General features: G+C 60.9%; 18 protein-coding genes. 6 read left to right on the forward strand and 12 right to left on the reverse strand.

Annotated features, from left to right (window positions below; genetic code table 11):
• Positions 1–9: 9 nt before the first annotated feature.
• The 4 genes from asd to M1D99_RS27245 all read left to right on the forward strand — a co-directional run bounded on the left by asd (position 10) and on the right by M1D99_RS27245 (position 4,617).
• On the forward strand, positions 10–870 hold the full coding sequence (gene asd / locus M1D99_RS27230) for an archaetidylserine decarboxylase (protein ID WP_186708005.1): 861 nt from the start codon (positions 10–12) through the stop codon (positions 868–870).
• 107 nt (positions 871–977) lie between these two features.
• On the forward strand, positions 978–2,198 hold the full coding sequence (locus M1D99_RS27235) for an O-antigen ligase family protein (protein ID WP_458131067.1): 1,221 nt from the start codon (positions 978–980) through the stop codon (positions 2,196–2,198).
• Positions 2,188–2,766 carry a serine acetyltransferase gene (locus M1D99_RS27240; RefSeq protein ID WP_458131068.1) on the forward strand — a complete coding sequence of 193 codons (579 nt, stop codon included), beginning with the start codon at positions 2,188–2,190 and terminating at the stop codon, positions 2,764–2,766. The genes M1D99_RS27235 and M1D99_RS27240 overlap by 11 nt, the downstream gene beginning before the upstream one ends.
• Positions 2,767–2,856: 90 nt before the next feature.
• Positions 2,857–4,617, forward strand: a complete 1,761-nt coding sequence (locus M1D99_RS27245; RefSeq protein WP_458131069.1) for a molecular chaperone — start codon at positions 2,857–2,859, stop codon at positions 4,615–4,617.
• A 171-nt stretch (positions 4,618–4,788) separates the two neighbouring features.
• Here M1D99_RS27245 and serB read toward each other — a convergent pair whose 3' ends face one another.
• Positions 4,789–6,003: a phosphoserine phosphatase SerB gene (gene serB / locus M1D99_RS27250; protein ID WP_053117868.1), complete on the reverse strand. Its 1,215-nt coding sequence runs from the start codon at positions 6,001–6,003 to the stop codon at positions 4,789–4,791.
• Between the two features lie 133 nt (positions 6,004–6,136).
• Between serB and M1D99_RS27255 the strand changes: the two genes are divergently transcribed.
• Positions 6,137–7,651, forward strand: coding sequence for an AhpA/YtjB family protein (locus M1D99_RS27255; RefSeq protein WP_458131070.1), 1,515 nt, complete (start codon positions 6,137–6,139; stop codon positions 7,649–7,651).
• Between the two features lie 256 nt (positions 7,652–7,907).
• Here the strand turns inward: M1D99_RS27255 and M1D99_RS27260 are convergent, their stop codons facing one another.
• The 10 genes from M1D99_RS27260 to M1D99_RS27305 all read right to left on the reverse strand — a co-directional run bounded on the left by M1D99_RS27260 (position 7,908) and on the right by M1D99_RS27305 (position 19,820).
• Positions 7,908–8,615, reverse strand: a complete 708-nt coding sequence (locus M1D99_RS27260; RefSeq protein WP_186708017.1) for a PqiC family protein — start codon at positions 8,613–8,615, stop codon at positions 7,908–7,910.
• A 179-nt stretch (positions 8,616–8,794) separates the two neighbouring features.
• Positions 8,795–11,059: a DNA topoisomerase IV subunit A gene (parC, locus tag M1D99_RS27265; protein ID WP_411386333.1), complete on the reverse strand. Its 2,265-nt coding sequence runs from the start codon at positions 11,057–11,059 to the stop codon at positions 8,795–8,797.
• Positions 11,060–11,069: 10 nt separating this feature from the next.
• Positions 11,070–11,591, reverse strand: a complete 522-nt coding sequence (locus M1D99_RS27270; RefSeq protein WP_434572762.1) for a retropepsin-like aspartic protease family protein — start codon at positions 11,589–11,591, stop codon at positions 11,070–11,072.
• Positions 11,588–12,574 (reverse strand): esterase-like activity of phytase family protein, encoded by a 987-nt coding sequence (locus M1D99_RS27275; RefSeq protein ID WP_434572764.1) that lies wholly within the window; start codon positions 12,572–12,574, stop codon positions 11,588–11,590. Before M1D99_RS27275 ends, M1D99_RS27270 begins: the two co-directional genes overlap by 4 nt.
• The gene (gene parE, locus M1D99_RS27280; RefSeq protein ID WP_122567328.1) at positions 12,574–14,478 is read right to left on the reverse strand and encodes a DNA topoisomerase IV subunit B; all 1,905 of its coding nucleotides are present in this window, start codon (positions 14,476–14,478) and stop codon (positions 12,574–12,576) included. The genes M1D99_RS27275 and parE overlap by 1 nt, the downstream gene beginning before the upstream one ends.
• A gap of 41 nt (positions 14,479–14,519) precedes the next feature.
• Positions 14,520–15,128 (reverse strand): YqiA/YcfP family alpha/beta fold hydrolase, encoded by a 609-nt coding sequence (locus tag M1D99_RS27285; protein ID WP_198726995.1) that lies wholly within the window; start codon positions 15,126–15,128, stop codon positions 14,520–14,522.
• Between the two features lie 1,135 nt (positions 15,129–16,263).
• Positions 16,264–17,411, reverse strand: a protein-coding gene (locus M1D99_RS27290; RefSeq protein ID WP_458131071.1) for an IS3 family transposase whose coding sequence is annotated in 2 segments (ribosomal slippage) — positions 16,264–17,156 and positions 17,156–17,411 — 1,149 coding nt in all. Because the reading frame shifts where the segments join, the coding sequence is not laid out codon by codon here.
• Positions 17,412–17,844: 433 nt separating this feature from the next.
• Complete coding sequence (gene cpdA / locus M1D99_RS27295; protein WP_186708027.1) at positions 17,845–18,660, reverse strand: 3',5'-cyclic-AMP phosphodiesterase; 816 nt, start codon at positions 18,658–18,660, stop codon at positions 17,845–17,847.
• Between the two features lie 99 nt (positions 18,661–18,759).
• Positions 18,760–19,212 (reverse strand): DUF1249 domain-containing protein, encoded by a 453-nt coding sequence (locus tag M1D99_RS27300; protein WP_458131072.1) that lies wholly within the window; start codon positions 19,210–19,212, stop codon positions 18,760–18,762.
• Positions 19,203–19,820: an NUDIX domain-containing protein gene (locus tag M1D99_RS27305; RefSeq protein WP_186708029.1), complete on the reverse strand. Its 618-nt coding sequence runs from the start codon at positions 19,818–19,820 to the stop codon at positions 19,203–19,205. Before M1D99_RS27305 ends, M1D99_RS27300 begins: the two co-directional genes overlap by 10 nt.
• Before the next feature lie 214 nt (positions 19,821–20,034).
• Between M1D99_RS27305 and M1D99_RS27310 the strand changes: the two genes are divergently transcribed.
• Positions 20,035–20,781 (forward strand): DUF3298 domain-containing protein, encoded by a 747-nt coding sequence (locus tag M1D99_RS27310; protein WP_186708031.1) that lies wholly within the window; start codon positions 20,035–20,037, stop codon positions 20,779–20,781.
• Here the strand turns inward: M1D99_RS27310 and cytX are convergent.
• Positions 20,750–22,042 carry a putative hydroxymethylpyrimidine transporter CytX gene (cytX, locus tag M1D99_RS27315; RefSeq protein WP_458131073.1) on the reverse strand — a complete coding sequence of 431 codons (1,293 nt, stop codon included), beginning with the start codon at positions 22,040–22,042 and terminating at the stop codon, positions 20,750–20,752. The genes M1D99_RS27310 and cytX overlap by 32 nt on opposite strands.
• Positions 22,043–22,138: the final 96 nt, after the last annotated feature.

Raw genomic sequence — 22,138 nt, forward strand, 5'->3', positions numbered from 1 at the left:
GGACAGTTAATGAAAAACCGTTTATTCATCCTCACCCAATACCTGCTGCCCCACCACCTGCTGTCGCGGCTGGCCGGCTGCATTGCCGAATGCCGCGTGCGCTGGTTCAAGAACGCCTTCACCACGTGGTTTGCCAAGCGCTACCAAGTGGACATGTCCCAGGCCCTGGTGGAAGACCTGACGGCCTACGAGCATTTCAACGCCTTCTTCACCCGCGCCCTGAAGGACGGCGCCCGCCCGCTGGACGAAACCCCGGGCGCGATTCTCAGCCCCGCCGACGGTGCCGTCAGCCAGCTCGGCCCGATCGAGCACGGCCGGGTATTCCAGGCCAAGGGCCACAGCTTCAGCGTGCTGGAACTGCTGGGCGGTGACGCGGCCAACGCAGCGCCGTTCATGGGTGGCGATTTCGCCACCATCTACCTGTCTCCCAAGGACTACCACCGCGTGCACATGCCATTGGCGGGCACCCTGCGGGAAATGGTCTACATCCCCGGACGGATTTTTTCGGTCAACCAGACCACTGCCGAAAACGTGCCGGAGCTGTTTGCCCGTAACGAGCGCGTCGCGTGCATTTTCGACACCGAGCGTGGACCGATGGCCGTGGTGCTGGTGGGCGCGATGATCGTGGCCTCTATCGAAACCGTCTGGGCCGGGCTGGTGACGCCGCCCAAGCGCGAGCTGAAAACCTTCCGTTACGACGAAGCCGCACGTGCGCCGATTCATCTGGAAAAAGGTGCCGAACTGGGGCGCTTCAAGCTGGGTTCGACCGCCATCGTGCTGTTCGGTCCGGACCAGGTGAAATGGGCCGAGGACCTGGTGGCCGGTTCACCGGTGCAGATGGGTCAAGGACTGGCACTACCCAACGCTTGATGAGATAGCTAGCGGCGCAATCAACATGAGTCGCTACCCTCGCCGACGCTGCCACACTACGCCTTGGAGTTTTGTCCTGGCCCCCTTTCACTACCCTTGGAATAGGTATGACACGTTCGGCTTTTTCCAGATTCACCTTGCTTGTCTTGATGATCGGCTTCACTGCGCACCTGACGGGACTGCTGTTCATTACCGACGGCAGCACTTACACCACGATATCCAACGCGAGTCTTTTTATACCCGCGTTGCTTTTATGTGTGCTCGATGCGCGCCTACGTCAAGGCATTGTCCAAAAGCCCTACTGGCCGGTACTGCTGGTACTGGTCTTTTCGCTGCTGGTAGCGCTGCTGAATCCCGGGTCCGAAGCCTCCGCCTACGGACAATTCAAAACCGTGTTGTACGTAATGTTGTACCTGAGCGCGATTCATATACTGGCCCGGGAAGAACTGCTTGAGAAATGCCTGACGTTTGCCTTTGTGATCGCGGGTTTATTTGCGATTGCCGGTTTGATCATCCACTTCACCCAGCAAGACCAGAACATTTTTTTCTCTGGCAAACGTTTATACAAATTGGGCTATGGCAACTATGCCAACTTCAAGAACCCCATCATTGCGGCGCTGTATTACGGGTTCTTCGGCATTTACGGGTTCCACTTGTTAATGACCAAAACCTTCGGACCGTGGGTCAGAACGTTGTTCATGGCCTGTGTGCTAGGCCTTTCGCTGTACCTGTTCTGCACGCTTTCAAGAGCCGTCTGGCTTGGATATGGCTTGGCAATCGCTACGAGCATTCTTCTTCACCATAGTTTGAGGTCGAGGAAATGGTTGTGCCTGGCCGGCGTAATATTCCTTGCCGTGTCGGTATGGCTATGGCCCGTCATTGTCACACAGCAAAGTCGTGGCTTCAGCCTTCGCGACGTGATCTGGACAGGCTGGTTGGACCGCATTGACGAGTTCTGGCTGTTTGGTGCCGGGGCGGGCAGTAATTTTGATATCTGCATATCCGAAGTGCGTTGCTACAACCAAGTCCATAATCTCTTCCTGCAGTATTTTTACGAATTCGGCGTGACAGGTGCAGTACTGTTGTTGGTGACCATCGCTTATGTTTTCAAGCGCGCGATCGACAGGAAGACCTGGCACCATCCCGTCGGTTCGGTAGGCTTGCCCCTGCTTATCTTTGGGGTTGTAACGGCTCTATTCGATTACCACACGGTGTTCAACAGGCCTGGCGTCTATTGGATCGTTTTCTGGCTGCCTATTGGAATGATTCTGTCCCAGAGGTTCGTACCCAGCACACCTCGCGGCAAAGAGGGCGTCGATGCTTCTTGATATTTTCCGATCAGCCAAACGCTACTGGCATATCGAAATCCTCGGCGGTCTCGATAAACCGTTCAGGTGGAGACGGCTTTACCAAAAATGTCAGCGCATCAACAGGTACCGCTACCTTTTCTGGTTCCGCCTGGCATACGCCATGCACCAGCAGGACAGCAAATTCTGGAGACGGCGCGGCAAGCTGCTCAACGAACGCATCAGCCGCCAGTTCAATGTAGAGATCATGCTGGGCGCCACCGTCGGGGAAGGCCTATGGATTGCCCATCCGAATGGAATCGTCATCACATCGCACGCCATCATTGGAAAAAATTTCAAGATCTGGCAGAACTGCACGCTGGGTATCAAGGGGCAAAGCGATGCCGCAGTATTGCGCATTGGCGACGGCGTCCGGATACATGCTCATGCCTGCATCATCGCTGACCATTTGGAGCTGGGTGACAATGTGATCATTGGCGCAGGCGCCTTCGTCAACAAGAGCATCCCGGCCAACCACCTGTACATCACCCGAAGCGTTGGTGAAATGAAGGAATACGATCCCACTTCAATGGGCCGCCTGCAGGACTAGTCACTAGGGGTCGCGGTAGCATGATCTTTCGGCTACACCTGCTAGAGTTGGATACATCCTTTTCGTTTCCCGCCGGAGCCCGTCCACGGCATGAATGAGACCAGCCCTCTCCAGCTATTGCGCGTCCTGACCCCGACACAATCACGCCTGTCGTTCTGCGATGCTACGCCAAAGGACCTCAAGCGCTGGATCGCCAACCTGCCCAAGGCCAACATCGGCGAGACTGCCCGCCTGCTGTACCAGGCCCTTGGCGAACTCAACCAACTGCTCACCCCCAGCGACAATCGCCTGCAACTGCTCGAACTGCTGCGGCCCGAGGTGTACTACGTCTGCAAGCACCTGGAGCGGCACTTCCTGCAACAGGCCATCGTGCTGGACGATCGCTCGCGCAAGATCGTCAACCTGTGCCAGGCCCTGCAAACCCAACTGGCGATGGGCTACAAACAGATCGTGGCGCGTATCGCGTCCAAATACACCAAGGACCGCGCCCGCCTGCTGAGCACCGCGTTGCAACGGGCGCTGCATGCCCTCAACGGCCCGCTGCTGCGTGCCAGCCAACTTTACAGCCCTGTGCCCGAGGGACTTTGGCTCGATCTGCATCAGTTGTACCGGATCGCCTGCCAGCACCGGCTACAGCACCTGAGCGTGAGTGACGAACTGGCCAGCCAGGTTCATCAACTGAATGCCGAGCAAACCTATGTCGTCGCGCTGTTGCTGGGCGCATCACGCAGCAATCAGCTGCGCCAGAGCCAGATCGGGCGACTGACCGAAACGCTCGAATCCTGGAGCCAGTGGGTCAAGCTGGACCCTGCCACCAACGCTACCAGCCTGTTCGCGGTCGCTCCGGAGCTGGATGTCGGGCCACGCTATCGCTCCAAGTTCCGCGCCGAACAACAGCCGACCTTGCAGGGCTTCGATCCACAGCCACTGGTGCGGGCAATTGCCACACATTTGGAACAGCCTGCCGCTAACACCTTGCCAGTCCCTGGCGGCATGAGTGCCGACACCTTGCACCACCTGCAAGCCGCCTGGGGCGAAGCGGCTGAGCGCAGCTTCCAGCGCACCGAGGGCAATGGCACGCTGACGCTGTGCGTAGGCATGAGTGCGCTGCACTACTACCTCGGCGGTGAGCGCTCGTTCAACGAAATACTGAAAAGCCCGACTGCTCGCAAAGCCCGCTTCGAAGCCACGCCAAGCAAGACCAACGACACCTGGAGCCAGGCTTTTGACGCCGCCCCGACAGGCGACAACGACCTGTTGCCCTACGAAGAAATCGAATACCCGGTCAACCCGAGCGATGACGACGGCAGTCACTCCGACAACCAGCATCACTTCCCCACCTACGACCTGCCGATCATCAACCACAGCCCTGGCGGCTACTGCCTAGGCTGGCCCAAGGAAGTGCCGGAACAACTGCAAGCCGGGGAAATGATCGGCATCCGCGACGCCAGCGACCAAGCCTGGAGTGTCGCCGTGGTGCGCTGGATCCGCCAGGTGCGCAACGGCGCCATGCAAATGGGTATCGAACTGGTCGCCCCCCATGCCCAGCCGTGCGGACTGCAGCTGGTGCGGGACGAAAATGATCACGGCCATTATCTGCGCGGGCTGCTGCTTCCCGAGATCAGTGCGATTGACCTGCCCCCGACCATGATCGCCCCACGCCTGCCGTTTCAGGAGGGCCAGCGGGTATTGATCAACACCAATGGCCAGGAACGCCGCGCCGGCCTGGACCGACGAGTGACCAGCACGCACAGTTTCAATCAGTTTTCCTACCACCCGGAAGACTCGGCCGAAACCGGGGACGGCGGCGATCAGGAAGGGAATTTCGATTCGTTGTGGAAGTCGCTGTAGACAGCGCACGAACGCTTCGTGGCGAGGGAGCTTGCTCCCGCTGGCCTGCGCAGCAGGCCCAATACGGTCAGACTGACATCCCCGGGCGTGTCAGGTTTCGGGGCCGCTTCGCGCCCCAGCGGGAGCAAGCTCCCTCGCCACAAAAGCATGCGCTCCAAACCGGCGTGTGATTCAGAGCTGCCCGTCCCGATCCCGGAAACCCAGCAGGTACAACACCCCATCCAGCCCCAGGGTGGAAATCGCTTGCCGGGCCGACTGCTTGACCAGCGGCTTGGCACGGAACGCCACGCCCAGGCCCGCGATCGCCAGCATCGGCAAGTCGTTGGCGCCGTCGCCCACGGCGATGGTCTGCTCCAGGCGCAGGCCTTCTTTTTCCGCCAGTTCGCGCAGCAGGTCCGCCTTGCGCTGGGCATCGACGATCGGCTCGACGGCCACGCCGGTCACCTTGCCGTCCACCACTTCCAATTCGTTGGCAAACACGTAGTCGATGCCGAGCTTGGCCTGCAATTGCTTGGCGAAGTAAGTGAAGCCACCGGACAGGATGGCGGTCTTGTAGCCCAGGCGCTTGAGTTCGGCGAACAGGGTCTCGGCGCCTTCGGTCAGGCGCAGGGAGGCGCCGATGGAGTCGAGCACGCTGACGTCCAGGCCTTGTAGCAGGGCCAGGCGCTCCTTGAAGCTGGCGCGAAAATCCAGCTCGCCGGCCATGGCTCGCTCAGTGATGGCCGAGACCTTGTCGCCGACGCCGGCCGCCTTGGCCAGTTCGTCGATGACTTCAGCTTCGATCAGCGTCGAGTCCATGTCGAACACTGCCAGGCGGCGGTTACGGCGGAACAGCGAGTCTTCCTGGAATGCGATGTCGACGTTCAGTTCCTGGGCAACGCTGAGGAACTCGGCACGCAACGCCTGGGGGTCGGCGGGCTCGCCGCGCACAGAAAACTCGATGCAGCCCTTGCCCTTGTCGGCCGGCGTGTCCAGGGGCATGCGCCCGGACAAGCGGTCGATGTGGTCGATGTTCAGGCCATATTGGGCGGTGATCGAGCTGACGCGCTGCAATTGCTCGGCGGTCACCTTGCGGGTCAACAGGGTCACGATGTGGCGCTTCTTGCCCTGGCCGGCCACCCACTGCTGGTAATCGTCCTCGGACACCGGGGTGAAGCGCACCTGCTGGTCGAGCTTGTAGGCGGTGAACAGGATGTCCTTGAGCACGGACTTGCTTTGTTCGGCGTCCGGGATTTCCACCAGGATGCCGAACGACAGCGTGTCATGGATCACCGCCTGACCGATGTCGAGAATGTTCACACCACCCTGGGCCAGAACGCCGGTAATGGCCGCAGTCAGACCCGGACGGTCGCTGCCAGTGATGTTTATCAGGACGATTTCGCGCAAGGCGCACCCCCGCAGGTGGAAAAAAACCGCATTCTACCCACATTCAGTGACCATCGGGCACCGCCAGTGCTTTGCCGGTCATGGGGCTGTCGCTATACTGCGCGTCAATTTCACGGACAAAGAGCCGAGCTCAGTGAACCGGCCCACGCCAGTCAAAACCGACAACTTCTTCCTGCTGATCTTCCGCGCACTGCGTCACCGTCGTGTGCCGATTGCATTGCGTATTGCCAGCCATAACGTAATCCTGGTCGCCCTGGCCCTGGTCATCTATGCCTGCGTGATGGGTTTGCAATTCAAGCAGGCGATGCACGAGCAGGCCGATGCCCTGGGGGAAAGCCTGACCACCCAGACCGCCACGTCCGCCACCGAGCTGCTGGTGTCCAACGACATCCTCAGCCTCAACGTGCTGCTCAACAACCTGACCAAGAACAAGCTGGTGGCCCACGCCGCCATCTACAGCGTGGACAACCGCATCCTCGCCGAGGCCGGGCAGCGGCCCAAGCCTGGCCTGCTGGGCGAGTCCGGCGGCATGTACCAGAGCAAGATCACCTTCCAGGACGTGAGCGCCGGGCAACTGCGCATCAGCCTGGACATGGACCAGTTCCAGCAACCGATGACCATCAGCCTGCAAAGCATGGGCATCCTCAGCGCGATCCTGCTGGCACTGGCATTGGCCTTGAGCCTGCGCCTGGGGCGGCACATCTCCACGCCGCTGTTGCAATTGCGCGTCTGGCTGCGGGACATCGACGAACACACGCCCGCCACCCAGCGCCAGGACGAAATCGGCGACCTGGCCCGGCAACTGCACGCCAGCTTCGCGCCGGAACCTGAGCCGGTGCCGGAACCTGAAGACATTGACTACGTGGACGACGAGGCCGAGCCGGGTTTCGAAGTGCGTAACCTGCGCGATCCGGGCTTCGACGAAAGCCAGCCGATGCCCGCCTCCAAACCGGCACCACGCCATGTGGTACGCACGGCAGAGGACGAGGAAGACGATGACGCCTTCGCCGACCTGCGTGACGAATCCGTCGAGGGAGCACCTCGACCGGTCGCCAGGCCTGTTGCCTCGGACCTGCCCCAGCACAGCGCCGTATTGGCCGTGCAGTTGGGCGCCCAGGATCAACTGCGCCGCCTGCCCCAGGCGCGCCTGAAGGAGTTGCTCGAGCGCTACCGCGACTGCCTCGACCAGGCCGCATCGCTCTATCAGGGCGAATTGCATACCCTGAACGACGGCAGCACGCTGATGCTGTTCCACACCGAAGACAGCGGCGACGATTACCTGACCAACGCCATTTGCTGCGGTGAGTTGTTGCGCGCCTTGGGTCACCAGTTGCAGATCGAAGTCGCCGACAGCGGCATTACCCTGCAATTGCAATTGGGCCTGACCTTGGGTGATGGCTTGTTCGGCCTGAGCCAGATCGACCTGCTGCTGACCGAAACCGCCCAGGACGCCCTGGCACTGTCGCAACACAGCCGCAACCTGCTGCTGGTGGAGCGCAAGATCAATGACGACGCCCTGATCCGCCAACGCGCCCGCATCCGCCCCATCGCCAGCCCCGAAGGCGCGTGCTGCGTGGAGCGCTTGATGGAGCCTTACCCGTCGATGCTGGAGCGGCAACTGGCGCGGATGCATGAGCGCCAGGTCTGAATCCCGGTACCTGAAATAACAAGCCCGCAGATAAGTGATTGTCTGCGGGCTTTTTTGTTGGCGTCACTGACCTCTTCGCGAGCAAGCCCGCTCCCACAGTGAATCTCCATGGACCACAAGATCTACGTCCCACTGAAAATCCAGTGTGGGAGCGGGCTTGCTCGCGAAAGGGCCAGCACAGACACCAGAGATTCCGAATGGCAGAAACAACAAAGCCCGCATCACTGCGGGCTTTGTCGTATATCCGGTCCAGGCATCAGAACCTGAACACTTCCATGTCCGTACGAATTGGCAAGGCCATGGGGATCTTGTCTTTTTCCTTTTCCACCGGTTTGGCCGGGGCAGGCGCGGACTTACGGGGCACTGCTTCAGCGACAGGCGGCTGGTTGGCCAACGGCTTGAGCGACACGGACAGCTGTTCGGCCAGGCGTTGCAGAAGCACGCCCTGGGCTTGGACCTGCGCCGCGGTGGTGCCGGCATGGACCTCTTGCAGATGTACGATGCGGTTTTCACGCACCTTGCCACGACGGTCGATCAACCGCCATTGGGCATCGAGCACTGCCGGCTGATCCTTGCCCGAGTCCAGGCGGGTAATCGACAGCAGCACTTGTACATCCGGAGTGAAGCCCTGGGTTGCTGGGGCCAGCACCACGCGCTGGCTGTCCAAATGCCCGGCGACCTGGCGCAGCAGCAATTGATCGATGTCAGAGGACAGGCTGCCGGCCCAACGGCCGTCAGTGGCGGCTTGCAGGCTGCCGTCCGGTTGACGTTGCAACAAGGTTTCACGCTGCAGGTAGTCAGCGATCAGAACCGGGCCGAGCAATACGGCCATGCCTGTGCTTTGCGCAGGCTGGGACGGGGTTCCGCTGTCCAGTTGGTACAGCGACACCGGCTGGTTCATGCTGCAGCCCGCCAGGCCAAGCAGGCCGGCGAGCCACAAAATAGGGAGGCGCAGAGCAGTCATCGTTCCGTCCAGGTGGCAGCCACAAGGCTTGCCACAGTGAAAAAATACTCGGTCATTATGAAGAACGCTCGGCCACGCCGGCGCTTGAAAGGGCCTATCATCCGTGAATATGCGCGCCGACTCCAGCGCGAAAGCAACGATCTGCGGCATTTAATCGCAGACCGGGCCCTCTAGTACGCCTAACTGAGGTTTTCGACGAGCAGCGCATCGACCCGCTGAAACCCTCTCGGAAGCTTATTGCCCCGACGACCACGTTCACCCTTGTAATGCTCAAGATCGTCTGCTTTCAACGAAAGCGTGCGCTTGCCTGCCTGCAGCACAAGCGTCGCACCCTCCGGTAATACTGCAATATCCGTGACAAATTCCTCACGACTGGCGACCCGTTCGCCGGAAATACCAATAATCTTGTTGCCCTTGCCTTTACCCAGCTGTGGCAGGTCACTGATCTTGAACACCAGCAACCGACCTTCGGTGGTGACCGACGCCAGCCAGTTGCTCTCCCGATCGGCAACCGGGCGCGGCGCAATCACCTTGGCGTTGTTCGGCAGGCTCAACAGCGCCTTGCCCGCCTTGTTCTTGGCTTGCAGGTCCTCGCCCTTGACCACGAAACCGTAACCCGCGTCCGATGCGATTACGTAGAGCCCATCATCATCAGGCATCAGCACGCATTCAAAAGTTGCACCCGGTGGCGGTGTTAAACGACCGGTCAGCGGTTCGCCCTGGCCGCGAGCCGATGGCAGGGTATGGGCCGGCACCGAATAACTGCGTCCGGTGGAGTCGACGAACACCGCAAACTGGTTGGAGCGCCCGGCCGCCAAGGCCTTGAAGCCGTCCCCGGCCTTATAGGAAAGCCCCGTCGCGTCAATATCATGACCCTTGGCCGAACGCACCCAGCCTTTTTCCGACAGCACGACAGTCACTTTCTCGTTCGGCAACAGATCGTGTTCGCTCAGCGCCTTGGCTTCAGCACGCTCGACGATCGGCGAGCGACGGTCGTCGCCGTAAGTTTCGGCGTCCTTGAGCAGCTCGGTGCGCACCAGCTTCTTGAGCTTGGCTTCGCTGCCCAGCAAGGCTTGCAGCTTGGCCTGCTCCTTGAGCAACTCATCCTGCTCGGCCCGCAGCTTCATCTCTTCCAACCGCGCCAACTGCCGCAGGCGGGTATCGAGGATGTAGTCGGCCTGGATTTCGCTCAGGGCGAAACGCTCGATCAGGCTGGCCTTGGGGTGCTCCTCGGTACGGATGATGTGGATCACTTCATCCAGGTTGAGGTAGGCGATCAGCAAGCCGTCCAACAGGTGCAGGCGGCGCTCGACCTTGTCCAGGCGAAATTGCAGGCGCCGGCGCACGGTCTTGACCCGGAACTCCAGCCACTCCACCAGCAAGGCCCGCAAGTTCTTCAACTGCGGCTTGCCATCCAGGCCGATGATGTTGATGTTGACCCGGTAGCTGGACTCCAAGTCGGTGCTGGCGAACAGGTGCTGCATCAGCGCGTCGTGGTCGACCCGGCTGTTGACCGGGATGATCACGATGCGGCACGGGTTTTCGTGGTCGGATTCGTCGCGCAAGTCAGCCACTTGCGGCGCTTTCGACGGTTTTGCCTGCATCATCGCGGCAATCTGTTCCAAGACCTTGGCCCCGGACACCTGATGCGGCAGCGCCGTGACAATGATGTCGCCATCTTCGATGTGGTACACGGCGCGCATGCGCACCGAACCACGACCGGTCTCGTAGATTTTCAGCAGGTCTGCGCGCGGGGTGATGATTTCGGCTTCGGTCGGATAGTCCGGGCCCTGGATATGCTCGCAGAGCTGCTCCACCGTGGCTTTCGGTTCGTCCAGCAGACGCACGCACGCCGTGGCCACTTCCCGCAGGTTGTGGGGCGGCACGTCGGTGGCCATGCCCACGGCGATGCCGGTGGTGCCATTGAGGAGGATATTCGGCAAACGTGCTGGCAACACCAGGGGTTCGTCGAGGGTGCCGTCGAAGTTCGGCCCCCAGTCCGCGGTGCCCTGGCCCAGCTCGCTGAGCAGCACCTCGGAATAACGCGACAGCCGCGCCTCGGTGTAACGCATGGCCGCGAAGGACTTGGGATCGTCCGGCGCACCCCAGTTACCCTGGCCGTCCACCAAGGTGTAGCGGTAGCTGAACGGCTGGGCCATCAGCACCATGGCTTCGTAGCAGGCCGAGTCGCCGTGGGGGTGGAACTTACCGAGCACGTCACCGACGGTACGCGCCGATTTCTTGTGCTTGGAATCCGCATCCAGCCCCAGTTCACTCATGGCGTAGATGATCCGCCGCTGGACCGGCTTCAAGCCGTCGCCGATGTGCGGCAAGGCGCGGTCCATGATCACGTACATGGAGTAATTGAGGTAGGCATTTTCGGTGAAGTCAGCCAGCGATCGGCGTTCTACGCCGTCTAAGCTGTCTGCAAGAATGTCGCTCATGCGGGCCTCATCAGTTCGTTGTCTGGCGCAGCAGCATGGTGCCGTCGCGCTGGGTAAATTCAAGTTTGTTCAGGGCGCTCATGCCCAGCAGCACTTGCGTGCCGCCCAGGCCCGGCGCCACCAGGGCACGGACATCGCGCAGCACGATGTCACCCAATTGCAGCCGGTCGATGCGCGTGCGGTAGCCCTCGCTCACACCATTGGCGGTGCTCAAGGTCACGCCGAAACCTTTTTCCAGCTTGAGGCGTTCGGCCAATTCCAACGGAATCGCCACGTCGGTGGCACCGGTGTCGAGCATGAAGTCCACCGGCTGGCCGTTGATCTGGCCGCTGGCGACGAAATGCCCCTGCCGGTTGCCGACCAGCTTCACCTCGATAAATCCTTCGCCTTTTTGCGAATGCACCTGGGCATTGGGGTTCAGTTCCCGCTGCTCCCACTGGGCAAAAAACCGTGTTGCCAGAAACAGCGCCGCGCACCAGGCCAGGATCATCAGTACCCGGCCGGCGCGCTTGCCCGGTGGTTGCTGGCTCACGGCGAGGCGCTCCAGCCACCGTCAGGCGCGGCGAAGCGCCAGACAATCGGCCGCTGTTCGCCATCGGCCCGCTTACCGTCGTTGTTGTCCTGGCCGATCCAGGCTCCGTCGGCGTCCACCACCAGCGCTTCGGCCAGCCCATAAGGCTGGGGATAACGACGGCTATCCTGCAACGCCTCGGCGGCGAACGACCAGCAACGTTCCACCTGGGCGGTCTGCGGGTCACGCCGGCAGATCTGGTAGGCATTGCGCTCCAGGGTAAACAGCTTGCCATTGAACAATGACAGGTCGGCGAAATCCCGGGAAACCGCCTTGGCCTTGGGGAACTGCGCCGGCTGCATTTCCTGGCCCGCTTCGCTGAGCAAGACACAATTGCCGTCGCAGTCCCACACCGTTTGCTGGCGCTTGATCAACAGCAGGCCGCGACGCTCACGCTCGGCCGCCAACCACAACTGGTCGCCGGCCGGGCTGACCGCAAGGCCTTCGAACAAGGCGTTGAAGTGCAGCAACATGCCACTGCCCCGCGCCTGCCGGATCATCGTCGGGGCAATTTTCAGCCAGGATGCGGCCCCCGTCGGCGGTATGTACAGCACGGCGGCATGAGACTCGCTGACCACATAACGATTGCCGGCGCTGTCACAGCTGATGCCTTCGAAATCCAGCTCGCCACCGCGCAGGAACGACGCCGCCCAGGTTCGCGATCTCAAGCCCCAGGGCAAACCGCTGTCCGGTACCTCCGGCACCTCGATTCCAACCGCCTCGGCCTGCCAGACCAGCGCCTCGGAGGGCATGAGGCGATAGATCCGGTCATCATCGCGATCGGACACGGTCCACATCTCGCCGCCGCACAGCGCCAGCCCGGACAGGTTGCCACCGCGCATGCCGTCGACGGCATGCTCGGACAGCAGCTTCAATTCCGGCGCCGGCCCTGCGACCACCATCCCCGCCCACAGCCACAACGCCAGGGCGAAACCGTTGCGCATCAGGCCAGCACCTCGGCCAGGTCCCCTTTGGATTCAAGCCAGGACTTGCGGTCGCCGGCGCGTTTCTTGGCCAGCAACATGTCCATCATTTCCGAAGTCGCTTCAAAATCATCCAGGGTCAACTGCACCAGGCGGCGAGTGTTCGGGTCCATAGTGGTTTCGCGCAACTGCGGCGGGTTCATCTCACCCAGGCCCTTGAATCGGGTGACCTGCGGCTTGCCCCGTTTCTTCTCGGCCACCAGGCGGTCAAGGATGCCGTCGCGCTCGGCTTCGTCCAGGGCGTAGTAGATTTCCTTGCCCAGGTCGATGCGGTACAGCGGCGGCATCGCCACGTAGACGTGGCCGGCATCCACCAGTGGGCGGAAATGCTGGACGAACAAGGCACAGAGCAGCGTGGCAATGTGCAGGCCGTCGGAGTCGGCGTCGGCGAGGATGCAGATCTTGCCGTAGCGCAGCTGGCTCATGTCCGCGGCGCCCGGATCGACGCCAATGGCCACGGCGATGTTATGCACTTCCTGGCTGGCCAGCACTTCACTGCCGTCCACTTCCCAGGTGTTGAGGATCTTGCCCCGCAGCGGGAGGATTGCCTGGAACTCTTTATCCCGCGCCTGCTTGGCCGAGCCGCCGGCGGAGTCACCTTCCACCAGGAACAGCTCGGAACGCATCGGGTCCTGCCCGGCGCAATCGGCAAGCTTGCCCGGCAAGGCCGGCCCTTGGGTGATGCGCTTGCGCTCGACTTTCTTGCTCGCTTTCAGACGACGACCGGCGTTGTTGATCGCCAGCTCCGCCAGGGCCAGGCCGGTTTCCGGGTTGGCGTTGAGCCACAGGCTGAACGCGTCCTTGACCACGCCGGAAACAAACGCCGCCGCTTCGCGAGACGACAGGCGTTCCTTGGTCTGGCCGGAGAATTGCGGTTCCTGCATCTTCATCGACAAGACGAAGGCGATGCGCTCCCAGACGTCTTCCGGCGCCAGCTTCACGCCGCGAGGCAGCAGGTTGCGGAACTCGCAGAACTCACGCATGGCGTCGAGCAGTCCCTGGCGCAAGCCGTTGACGTGGGTACCGCCCTGAGCCGTGGGGATCAGGTTGACGTAGCTTTCCTGGACGCTTTCGCCGCCTTCGGGCAGCCACAACAGCGCCCAGTCCACGGCTTCCTTGTTACCGGCCAGGCTGCCACAGAACGGCTCGTCGGGCAGGCGTTCGAAACCGCTGACCGCATCTACCAGATAAGAGCGCAGGCCGTCTTCGTAATGCCATTCGACTTTTTCGCCGGTGGCCTTGTCCTCGAAACTGACCAGCAGCCCCGGGCACAATACGGCCTTGGCCTTGAGCACGTGCTTGAGGCGGCTGACGGAAAACTTCGGCGAATCGAAATACTTCGGATCCGGGGCGAAATACACGCTGGTCCCGGTGTTGCGCTTGCCGACGGTGCCGACCACTTCCAGCTCGGTGGCCTTGTAGCCGTCGGCGAACGTCATCTGGTATTCATTGCCGTCACGCTTGACCCGCACCCGCACCTGGGTCGACAAGGCGTTGACCACGGAAATACCCACCCCGTGCAGACCGCCGGAGAACTGGTAGTTCTTGTTGGAAAACTTGCCGCCGGCGTGGAGCTTGGTGAGGATCAGCTCGACGCCCGACACACCTTCTTCAGGGTGAATGTCCACCGGCATGCCGCGGCCGTCATCGCTGACTTCCAGCGAGTGATCGGCGTGCAGGATGACCTGCACCGACTTCGCATGCCCGGCCAAGGCTTCGTCGACACTGTTGTCGATGACTTCCTGGGCGAGGTGGTTCGGCCGACTGGTGTCGGTGTACATGCCGGGGCGCTTGCGCACCGGGTCGAGGCCCGAGAGGACTTCGATGGCGTCTGCGTTATAAGAGCTAGCGCTGGGAGTGGCCATGGGGTCTCGTCGTCAGTGTTCAATGAAAAAGGGGCGATGGCTCACAGCGACGTGAAGTCGATCGCCTGGTACAAATCGGCGCCAATGCCGGCAAAACTCAACAATGCCGGTAACTGCTGGGCAAACCCTTGGAAACTGTGGTCGCCGCCGGCCTGGATGCGCAAGGCACAGGCGCGGTAATACTGCTGGGCGTGGCGATAATCCAGCGTTTCGTCACCGGTTTGCAACCATACCTGAAACCGCTGCGGATCCCGGGGCGCCGGCACTTCCAGCTCGGCCAGGGCCGTCACGTGGTCGTGGGTCAATTCCCAGGTTTCGTCGGTGTATAAATTCTTCTGCGTACCCAGGTACCCGTCGAACATCCGATGCGGGCTCACGGCAGGATTGACCAACAGGGCCTTGAGCCCGTGGCGCTCGGCCAAGTGAGTCGCATAGTAGCCGCCGAGCGAGCTGCCGACCAGCAGCGGCCGCCCCAGTTCTGTAATCGCCTGTTCCAGCTGACCGATGGCCTGGCGGGGGTGGTGATGCAGGGCCGGCACCTGTAGCTGGTCGCTGAGGCCAAGGCGTGCCATCACTTCGACCAGTTGGCAGGCTTTGGTCGATGCTGGGGCGCTGTTGAAGCCATGGATATAAAGGATCGAACCCGACATTGCCGACTCCCTGGGTGCTGGGCAAAGGCCGGAGTTTACAGGGAGATTGCGGGGGTTGGGGGGATTTGACCGTGTTGTCGCCCTCTATGAACCGTCGATCACAGCGCCTGTGGGAGCAAAGCTTGCTCGCGAGGCGGCCTTGTAGCCAACCTGTTTCTCCCGGTTGTACTTCGATCAAACTGTGGGAGCGAGCCTGCTCGCGATGGCGGCCTGACAGCCGGGCAGGATTTTGTTGACCGGGTATATATCCATTTCTGCGGTAACGGCCACTTAGGGTTCCGCCCTGACGGCGGCTCACTTTTGAAAAGCGCAAAAGTAAGCAAAACGCTCCTGCCCCACCACTCGGTGCCTCGCTAGGGCTCGGCATGCCCTCACTCCGGCATTGCTCCGTGGGCCGCCGCGAAGGGCCATCCATGGCCCAGCGCGGCTAACCCGGCATCCATGCCGGGTTGCCCACTCCACAATGCCTGCGTTCGGCCAGCGTGGTTAACGGGGCGCCGAGATCAACGTCCACCACGAGGCGGCCTTAGAGCCGACCTGGTTCTTGGTGAGACCGCGTTTCCCCTGTGGGAGCGGGCTTGCTCGCGAATGCGTCGGGTCAGCCAACATCAATCTTGATAGCACACCATTTTCGCGAGCAAGCCCGCTCCCACAGAGGATTTATAGTGAATGCGATACCTGAGAACAACTCCGAAAAAAATGTGGGAGCGAGCCTGCTCGCGATGGCGGTGAACCAGCTTGCATCAGCGTTGGATGTGCCGCCGTCTTCGCGAGCAAGCCCGCTCCCACACAGATTTTGGGTCGTTTATAAGATCAGTGTCCACCGCCGATCCCTGTGGGAGCCGAGCTTGCTCGCGATGGCGGTGGGGCTGCTTGCATCAGTATTGGATGTGCCGCCTTCGCGAGCAGGCTCGCTCCCACATTGGGTCAGTGGTGACCTATGGATTTGCGACCACCGCCGATCCCTGTGGGAGCGGGCTTGCTCGCGAAAGCGGTGGGCCAGCTTGCATCAGTATTGGATGTTCCGCCGTCTTCGCGAGCAAGCCTGCACAATCGGATCGGGTATGACCGGAGAATCAGGTCGGCTGTCAGGCCTGAGGTGGTCAACTTTTTCCGGACACCTCAATCGGTGTTTTCAGGCTGTTTGCCGCTCGTACTGATTGGGCGGCAAATAGTCTAACGATGAATGCATTCGTCGTTCATTGTAGAACCGCACAATGTAATCCGTGACGTCCTTGACTGCTTCATCATGGTTGGCATAGTCCTTCCTCCAAACGCGCTCCATCTTCAGGTTCAAGAAGAAACGCTCCATGACTGCGTTGTCCCAGCAGTTGCCCTTGCGGCTCATGCTGCAGCGCAAGCCATGTCGTGTCAGCAAGGCTTGGTAAGTAACGCCTGCATACTGGCTGCCTCGGTCTGAATGCGCGATCAAACCCGGTTCAGGTTGTCTCTGGGTGATAGCCAGTTGCATAGCGCTGCACACCAACTCGGCGCGCATATGCGGTGCCATGGCCCAGCCCACGATCTTGCGTGAATACAAATCCATGACAGCCGCCAAGTACAGCCAGCCGCTTCGGGTGCGAATATAAGTGATATCAGCAACCCATGATTGGTTGATCTGCTCGGGGTTGAACTGGCGGTTGAGCAGGTTTTCAGCTATCGGAAAATTATGATTACTGTCGGTGGTATGGACGAACTTGCGCTTCCAGATCGGGCGTAAATCCTGTTGTTTCATCAGCCGACGGACCATGTGCCGCCCAATGGATACGCCATCGCTACGCAGCGCTTTCATCACCCGACGACTGCCATAACAGTGCTCATTGGTTACGAACGTAGCTTTGACCTGAGCTGCAACCGCACAGACAACTTTCGGCTTAAAAGACCTCTGACGAGCTTCATAGAACCCCGAACGGCTGATCCGCAAAACCCGACAGATACGTATTACCGGGTAGGCCTTGCATTGCATTTGGTGAACCAATTGGTGGATCACTTCAATTCGCGGGCAAAGAAGGCCGTAGCTTTTTTTAATATGTCGTTGTCCGTCTTCAGCTCGCGGATCTGCTGCTCAAGCTGACGAATACGCTGTTGCTCGCTGGTTAACGGTTTGCCAATCCCTGTACCACCTAACTGCTCGGCTTGGTACTGCTGGACCCAGCGGCGCACGGCCGTGTCACTCAAGTCTAAATCGGTACAAACGGAGTTCACGCTCAGGCCCTGGTCAACAATCATCTTGCAGACTCTTAGCTTGAAAGCGGCGTCGAATTTTCTGTACTTCTTGGTCATGGAATATTCCTCAATAGGTGTAGTTTCACCTATTGAGGTGTCCGGGACTATTAGACCAGCTCAGTCAGGCCGCCTCGCGAGCAAGCTTTGCTCCCACAGATCTCCCACAGTTCTGACGGGTGTACGACTAGGAGAGCCAGGTCGGCTATAAGGCCGCCTCGGCTTGGCTTTTGATCTTGGGGCCCCGTTAACCACGATGGCCGAACGCAGGCATTGCGCAGTGGGCATCCCGGCATGGATGCCGGGATAGCCGCGCTGGGCCATGGATGGCCCTTCGCGGCGGGCCCACGGCGCAATGCCTTCGTTCGGGCATGCCGAGCCCTAGCGAGGCACCGAGTGGTGGGAACCCTAAGCAGCCGTTACCGCAGAAATGGATATGTACTCAATCAAGCCTTCGCGAGCAGGCTCGCTCCCACAATAAACAGGATCGAACTCAGTACCCGTTGGAGCCATAGTCCGGGGTAAACGCAAACCCAACCACCCGCTCAACCCCCGTCTCCAACCGCCCATCCGGCAAAAGCCGCAACCACCGATACCCCGGTGCCTGCGAGCCCACCGCAAAATCCTCACTCCCCGGCTCAAACTGAATACAAGTCGAAGGCGAAGCCAACAAACGAACCCCCTCGCGCACCCGGTCTATCTCCTGATGCACATGGCCCCACAACACCGCCCGCACTTGGGGAAACCGATCCAACACCGCAAACAGCGCCTCCGGATTACGCAACCCGATCGGCTCCATCCACACACACCCAATCGAAACAGGGTGATGATGCAGACACACCAGATGATGCCGCTCCGGCGCCTCGCTCAAGGCATTGGCCAACAGAATCAACTGTTCCTCAGCCAAAAACCCCGGCACCGAACCCGGCACGGCCGAATCGAGCATCGTCACCCGCCAATTGCCAATGTCCACCACCGGATCGAGCAACGCACTCTTGACCGCCGCCTCAAGCATCACCTGCGGCTCATCATGGTTGCCGGGAATCCACCGCGCCGGCGCGTCGATTCGCGCAGTCAGTTGCCGAAACGCCTCATAGGATTGCAGCGTGCCGTCCTGGGACAAATCCCCGGTAGCGAGCATCAGGTCAATGTTCGGCTGCTGCTTGAGCACCAAATCAATGACTGCCCGCAAACTGTCACGGGTATTCATGCCCAGCAACGAGGCATCGGCCTCGGCGAACAAATGGCTGTCGGACAGTTGGACCAACAACGCCGCATCGGCCGTGGTCAAGCTGGATACGCTCGGCAAATCGCTTTCTCCCAGGCGCAATCACGCCGTTGCATGAAGCGGCAATTATGCTGGGGGACGATCGAAAGGGGAAACCCGCGAACCGGAACCGGTTCACAACTACCGAACGACTTCGAACTCGTGGCCCAGCGCCAGGCAATGACTCAGCCATTCGCCCAGGAACAGGTTCAACTGGGCTTTTTCATCCGGCTGGTGCATTGACGCATTGGGATAAGGATAGATGCCACGAAAGCGTCGTGCATGTTCGGCGCTGACGACTTCGGCCATGCGCGCGTCGTGATAGACCTGCACTTCCAGTTGCGGCACCGGCAGCCAGGGCAGGCTGTGCTCCTGGCGCACTTGCAAGGTGGTGGTGTAGGGACAGGCCTGCAGCACTTCCAGGGCCAACACGCCAAGCATCTGGTCGCCGTGCGTGACGGCGATGCGGCGTGGCAGCGGATCGCTGCGCATGTCTGGCAACAAGCGCATCAGGCGGGCGTAGTTGGCCTCGCAGGCGGCCTGCAATCCCACCAGATCGACGCGATAGCGGTCGCGCAGCTTGTTCAGGACCATAGCCCCCTCACTTCATCGCGATTCAAGGCCAGCCATTGCAAGGCAATGATGCTGGCCGCGTTGCAGATACGTCCGTCGCGCACGGCTTGCAAGGCATCTTCGTAGGCCCAGGCCTTCACCCGAATGTCCTCGGCTTCCTCCAGAAGGCCATGCAGGCCGCCTGCCCCCGTGCTGTCGCAACGCCCCAGGTACAAATGTACGAATTCATTGCTGCCGCCCGGCGATGGAAAGTATTGGGTCATCGGCCAGAGCGCAGCGAAGACAAGCCCAGCTTCCTCCTGCGCTTCGCGATGAGCAACCTCTTCCGGTTGCTCATCCTTGTCGATCAGCCCGGCCACCAGCTCTACCAGCCAGGGGTTGGTGGTCTTGCCAATGGCCCCCACGCGAAACTGCTCGATCAACACCACTTCATCGCGCTGCGGGTCGTAGGGCAGCACACACACCGCATCATGACGCACGAACAATTCACGGTTGATCTCACGGCTCATGCCACCGGCAAACAACTCGTGGCGCAAGACGAGGCGGTCGAGCTTATAGAAACCCTTGAAGCAGGTCTCCCGCTTGACGATGTCCACGGCGTTCGGTGTGGCGTTGGCGAAATCGGTCATGACAATCCTCGTGTGCAGTCGATCAATACGAGGTTCCAACCTCGGCTTCGCGCCATCCTAACGCGCTCGAACCCTTTGGGGCAGCCCCCTGCCAGTGATCGGGATGGACGGCTGCGCTTAAAATCACTCTAATGAGCTTAGTGGCGAACTGATTGCCTTGCCGACAGTCGAAGCGGGTAACTTTTTGCCTTTCCGTGTTTCATGAAGGACGCCCATGTCGCTTTTCAAAACTGCCTCCGTGGCCGCCATTGCCCTGACCCTGGGCGCTTGCCAAAGCCTGTTCCAACCCAACTATCGCGCGCCGCTGGAGACCACTCGCGACGCTTCGGAACAACTGCAACAAGGTTGCGCCAGTGCCGACTGCCCGTTGGTGAACATCGATACCCTGCACTTTCCGGCCGAACCCGCCCTGGATGGCATCATCGAAAAACGCCTGCTGCAAATGACCCGCACCACCGCGGACGCCCCGGTGGCGCCGACGCTGGCGGCCTATCGCGAGCAGTTCCTGCGCAACGCCGCGCCAGGCAACAGCAGCTATTTGCAGGCCAAGGTACGTGAGCAACATGACGGCCTGGTGATCATCGAACTGTCCAGCTACCTGGACACCGGCGGTGCCCACGGCACGCCGGGGCGCGGTTTCATCAACTATTCGCGCCAGCAGCACAAGGTGCTGACGCTGTCGGACATGCTGCTGCCGGGCCAGGAAGAAGCCTTCTGGAAAGCCGCGCAAGTGGCTCACAACAGCTGGCTGATCAGCACCAAGCTGGATCAGGAACCCGAGTTCCTGAAACAGTGGTCCTTCCAGAAAACCCCACACATCGCGCTGACCTACGGCGGGGTGATCCTCAAGTACGAAGTGAGCACCATCGCGCCATACGCCCTGGGCCACATCGAACTGAAGATCGCCTATCCACGCCTCAATGGCATCCTCAAGCCCGAGCTGTTTCCCGGCCGTAGCTGAAGGCCCGGCCCAGCAACAGTTGCAGCAACCCTGCCAGGATCAACGATGGCAGGGTTGCGCCGACGTCCGGATAGAAATTGGCCAGCAGGTGATAGGTGCTCACCCCACCCAACCAGGCCAACAGGGCCGGCCAGCGCAACGCGGCTGACACCACTTGGCTGCTGCGTTTGCGCAGGATGAAGTGGTCCACCAACACCACGCCGAACAGCGGCGCGAACACCGAGCCGATCAGCAACAGGAAGTTCTGGTACTGCGCCAACGGTGCAAAGCAGGCGATCAAGGTGCAGATGACACCAATCGCCAAGGCCAGGTGCTCGACCTTCAACCCCGACAACATGCCTGTCGATACCGCCGCCGAGTGGATGTCGGCGAAGGCATTTTCCGACTCGTCCAGCAGAATCAGCAACAGCGGAATACCCAATCCAGCACCCGCCAGGGCCAGCAGCAACGCGTTGACTTCACCGCTCGGCGCGAACGCCAGGGTGTAGGCCACGCCCAGGCTCATCAGCCAGAAATTACCGATGAAGAAGCCCACCGCCGTACCGCCGAAGACGTTTTTGGCGCGCTTGCCGAAACGCGAGTAGTCGGCGATCAGCGGCAACCACGACAGCGGCATCGCGATGGCGATATCGAACCCCACCGCCAACGGCATCGAACCATCGCCCGCCTGGGCCCACAGCGTGGCCAGGTCAGCCTTGGCGAACAGGTTCCAGGTCAACCAGATGCAAGCCGCCAGCAGCAACCAGATGCCCCACTTGCGCAGAACCTTGCGCACAAAGGTCAGCGGCCCGCTCACGGCGAGCAAAGTGGCCAGGGCGCCGAAGAACAGCGTCCACAGCAGTGGGTTCGAACCCAGGCTGCCTTCGCTGAAAGCCCGGGCACCCAGCAGGCTGGCGGCGTCGCGCATGACGATGATTTCGAACGAGCCCCAGCCGATCAGCTGCAGCAGGTTCAATACCGCCGGCACGCTCGCGCCCTTGCTGCCGAGGCTGAGCTTCAGCGCGGCCATGGCCGACAGGCCAGTGTCGCTGCCGATCACCCCGACCGCCGCCAGCAGCAGGACGCCCACCAGCGTGCCAAGGAAAATCGCCAGCAACGAACCGCTCAGGCCCAGGCCCGGCGCGAGCAAGGCACCGACCTGCAAGACCATCAGGCCGATGCCGAGGGAAAACCACAGGGAAAACAGATCGCGGGCGCCGAAGACGCGTTTGTCCAGGGGCACGGCGGTGTCGGGGGAGTAGGTGCTGGGTTGGATGTTCAAGGGTGGTTATCTCAGGGGGATATTTGTTGTTCTGATGATCGCTTTCGCGAGCAAGCCCGCTCCCACAATGGACCTGTTGTGATCACAAAATCCGTG

The organism is Pseudomonas sp. R3-41, from assembly GCF_054161485.1.

Excerpts from the sequence above, each read along its gene's own strand:
- asd (WP_186708005.1), top strand. The coding sequence starts at position 10 with ATGAAAAACCGTTTATTCATCCTCACCCAATACCTGCTGCCCCACCAC.
- M1D99_RS27235 (WP_458131067.1), top strand. The coding sequence starts at position 978 with ATGACACGTTCGGCTTTTTCCAGATTCACCTTGCTTGTCTTGATGATC.
- M1D99_RS27240 (WP_458131068.1), top strand. The coding sequence starts at position 2,188 with ATGCTTCTTGATATTTTCCGATCAGCCAAACGCTACTGGCATATCGAA.
- M1D99_RS27245 (WP_458131069.1), top strand. The coding sequence starts at position 2,857 with ATGAATGAGACCAGCCCTCTCCAGCTATTGCGCGTCCTGACCCCGACA.
- M1D99_RS27260 (WP_186708017.1), bottom strand. The coding sequence starts at position 8,615 with ATGACTGCTCTGCGCCTCCCTATTTTGTGGCTCGCCGGCCTGCTTGGC.
- parC (WP_411386333.1), bottom strand. The coding sequence starts at position 11,059 with ATGAGCGACATTCTTGCAGACAGCTTAGACGGCGTAGAACGCCGATCG.
- M1D99_RS27275 (WP_434572764.1), bottom strand. The coding sequence starts at position 12,574 with ATGCGCAACGGTTTCGCCCTGGCGTTGTGGCTGTGGGCGGGGATGGTG.
- parE (WP_122567328.1), bottom strand. The coding sequence starts at position 14,478 with ATGGCCACTCCCAGCGCTAGCTCTTATAACGCAGACGCCATCGAAGTC.
- M1D99_RS27285 (WP_198726995.1), bottom strand. The coding sequence starts at position 15,128 with ATGTCGGGTTCGATCCTTTATATCCATGGCTTCAACAGCGCCCCAGCA.
- M1D99_RS27300 (WP_458131072.1), bottom strand. The coding sequence starts at position 19,212 with ATGGTCCTGAACAAGCTGCGCGACCGCTATCGCGTCGATCTGGTGGGA.
- M1D99_RS27305 (WP_186708029.1), bottom strand. The coding sequence starts at position 19,820 with ATGACCGATTTCGCCAACGCCACACCGAACGCCGTGGACATCGTCAAG.
- M1D99_RS27310 (WP_186708031.1), top strand. The coding sequence starts at position 20,035 with ATGTCGCTTTTCAAAACTGCCTCCGTGGCCGCCATTGCCCTGACCCTG.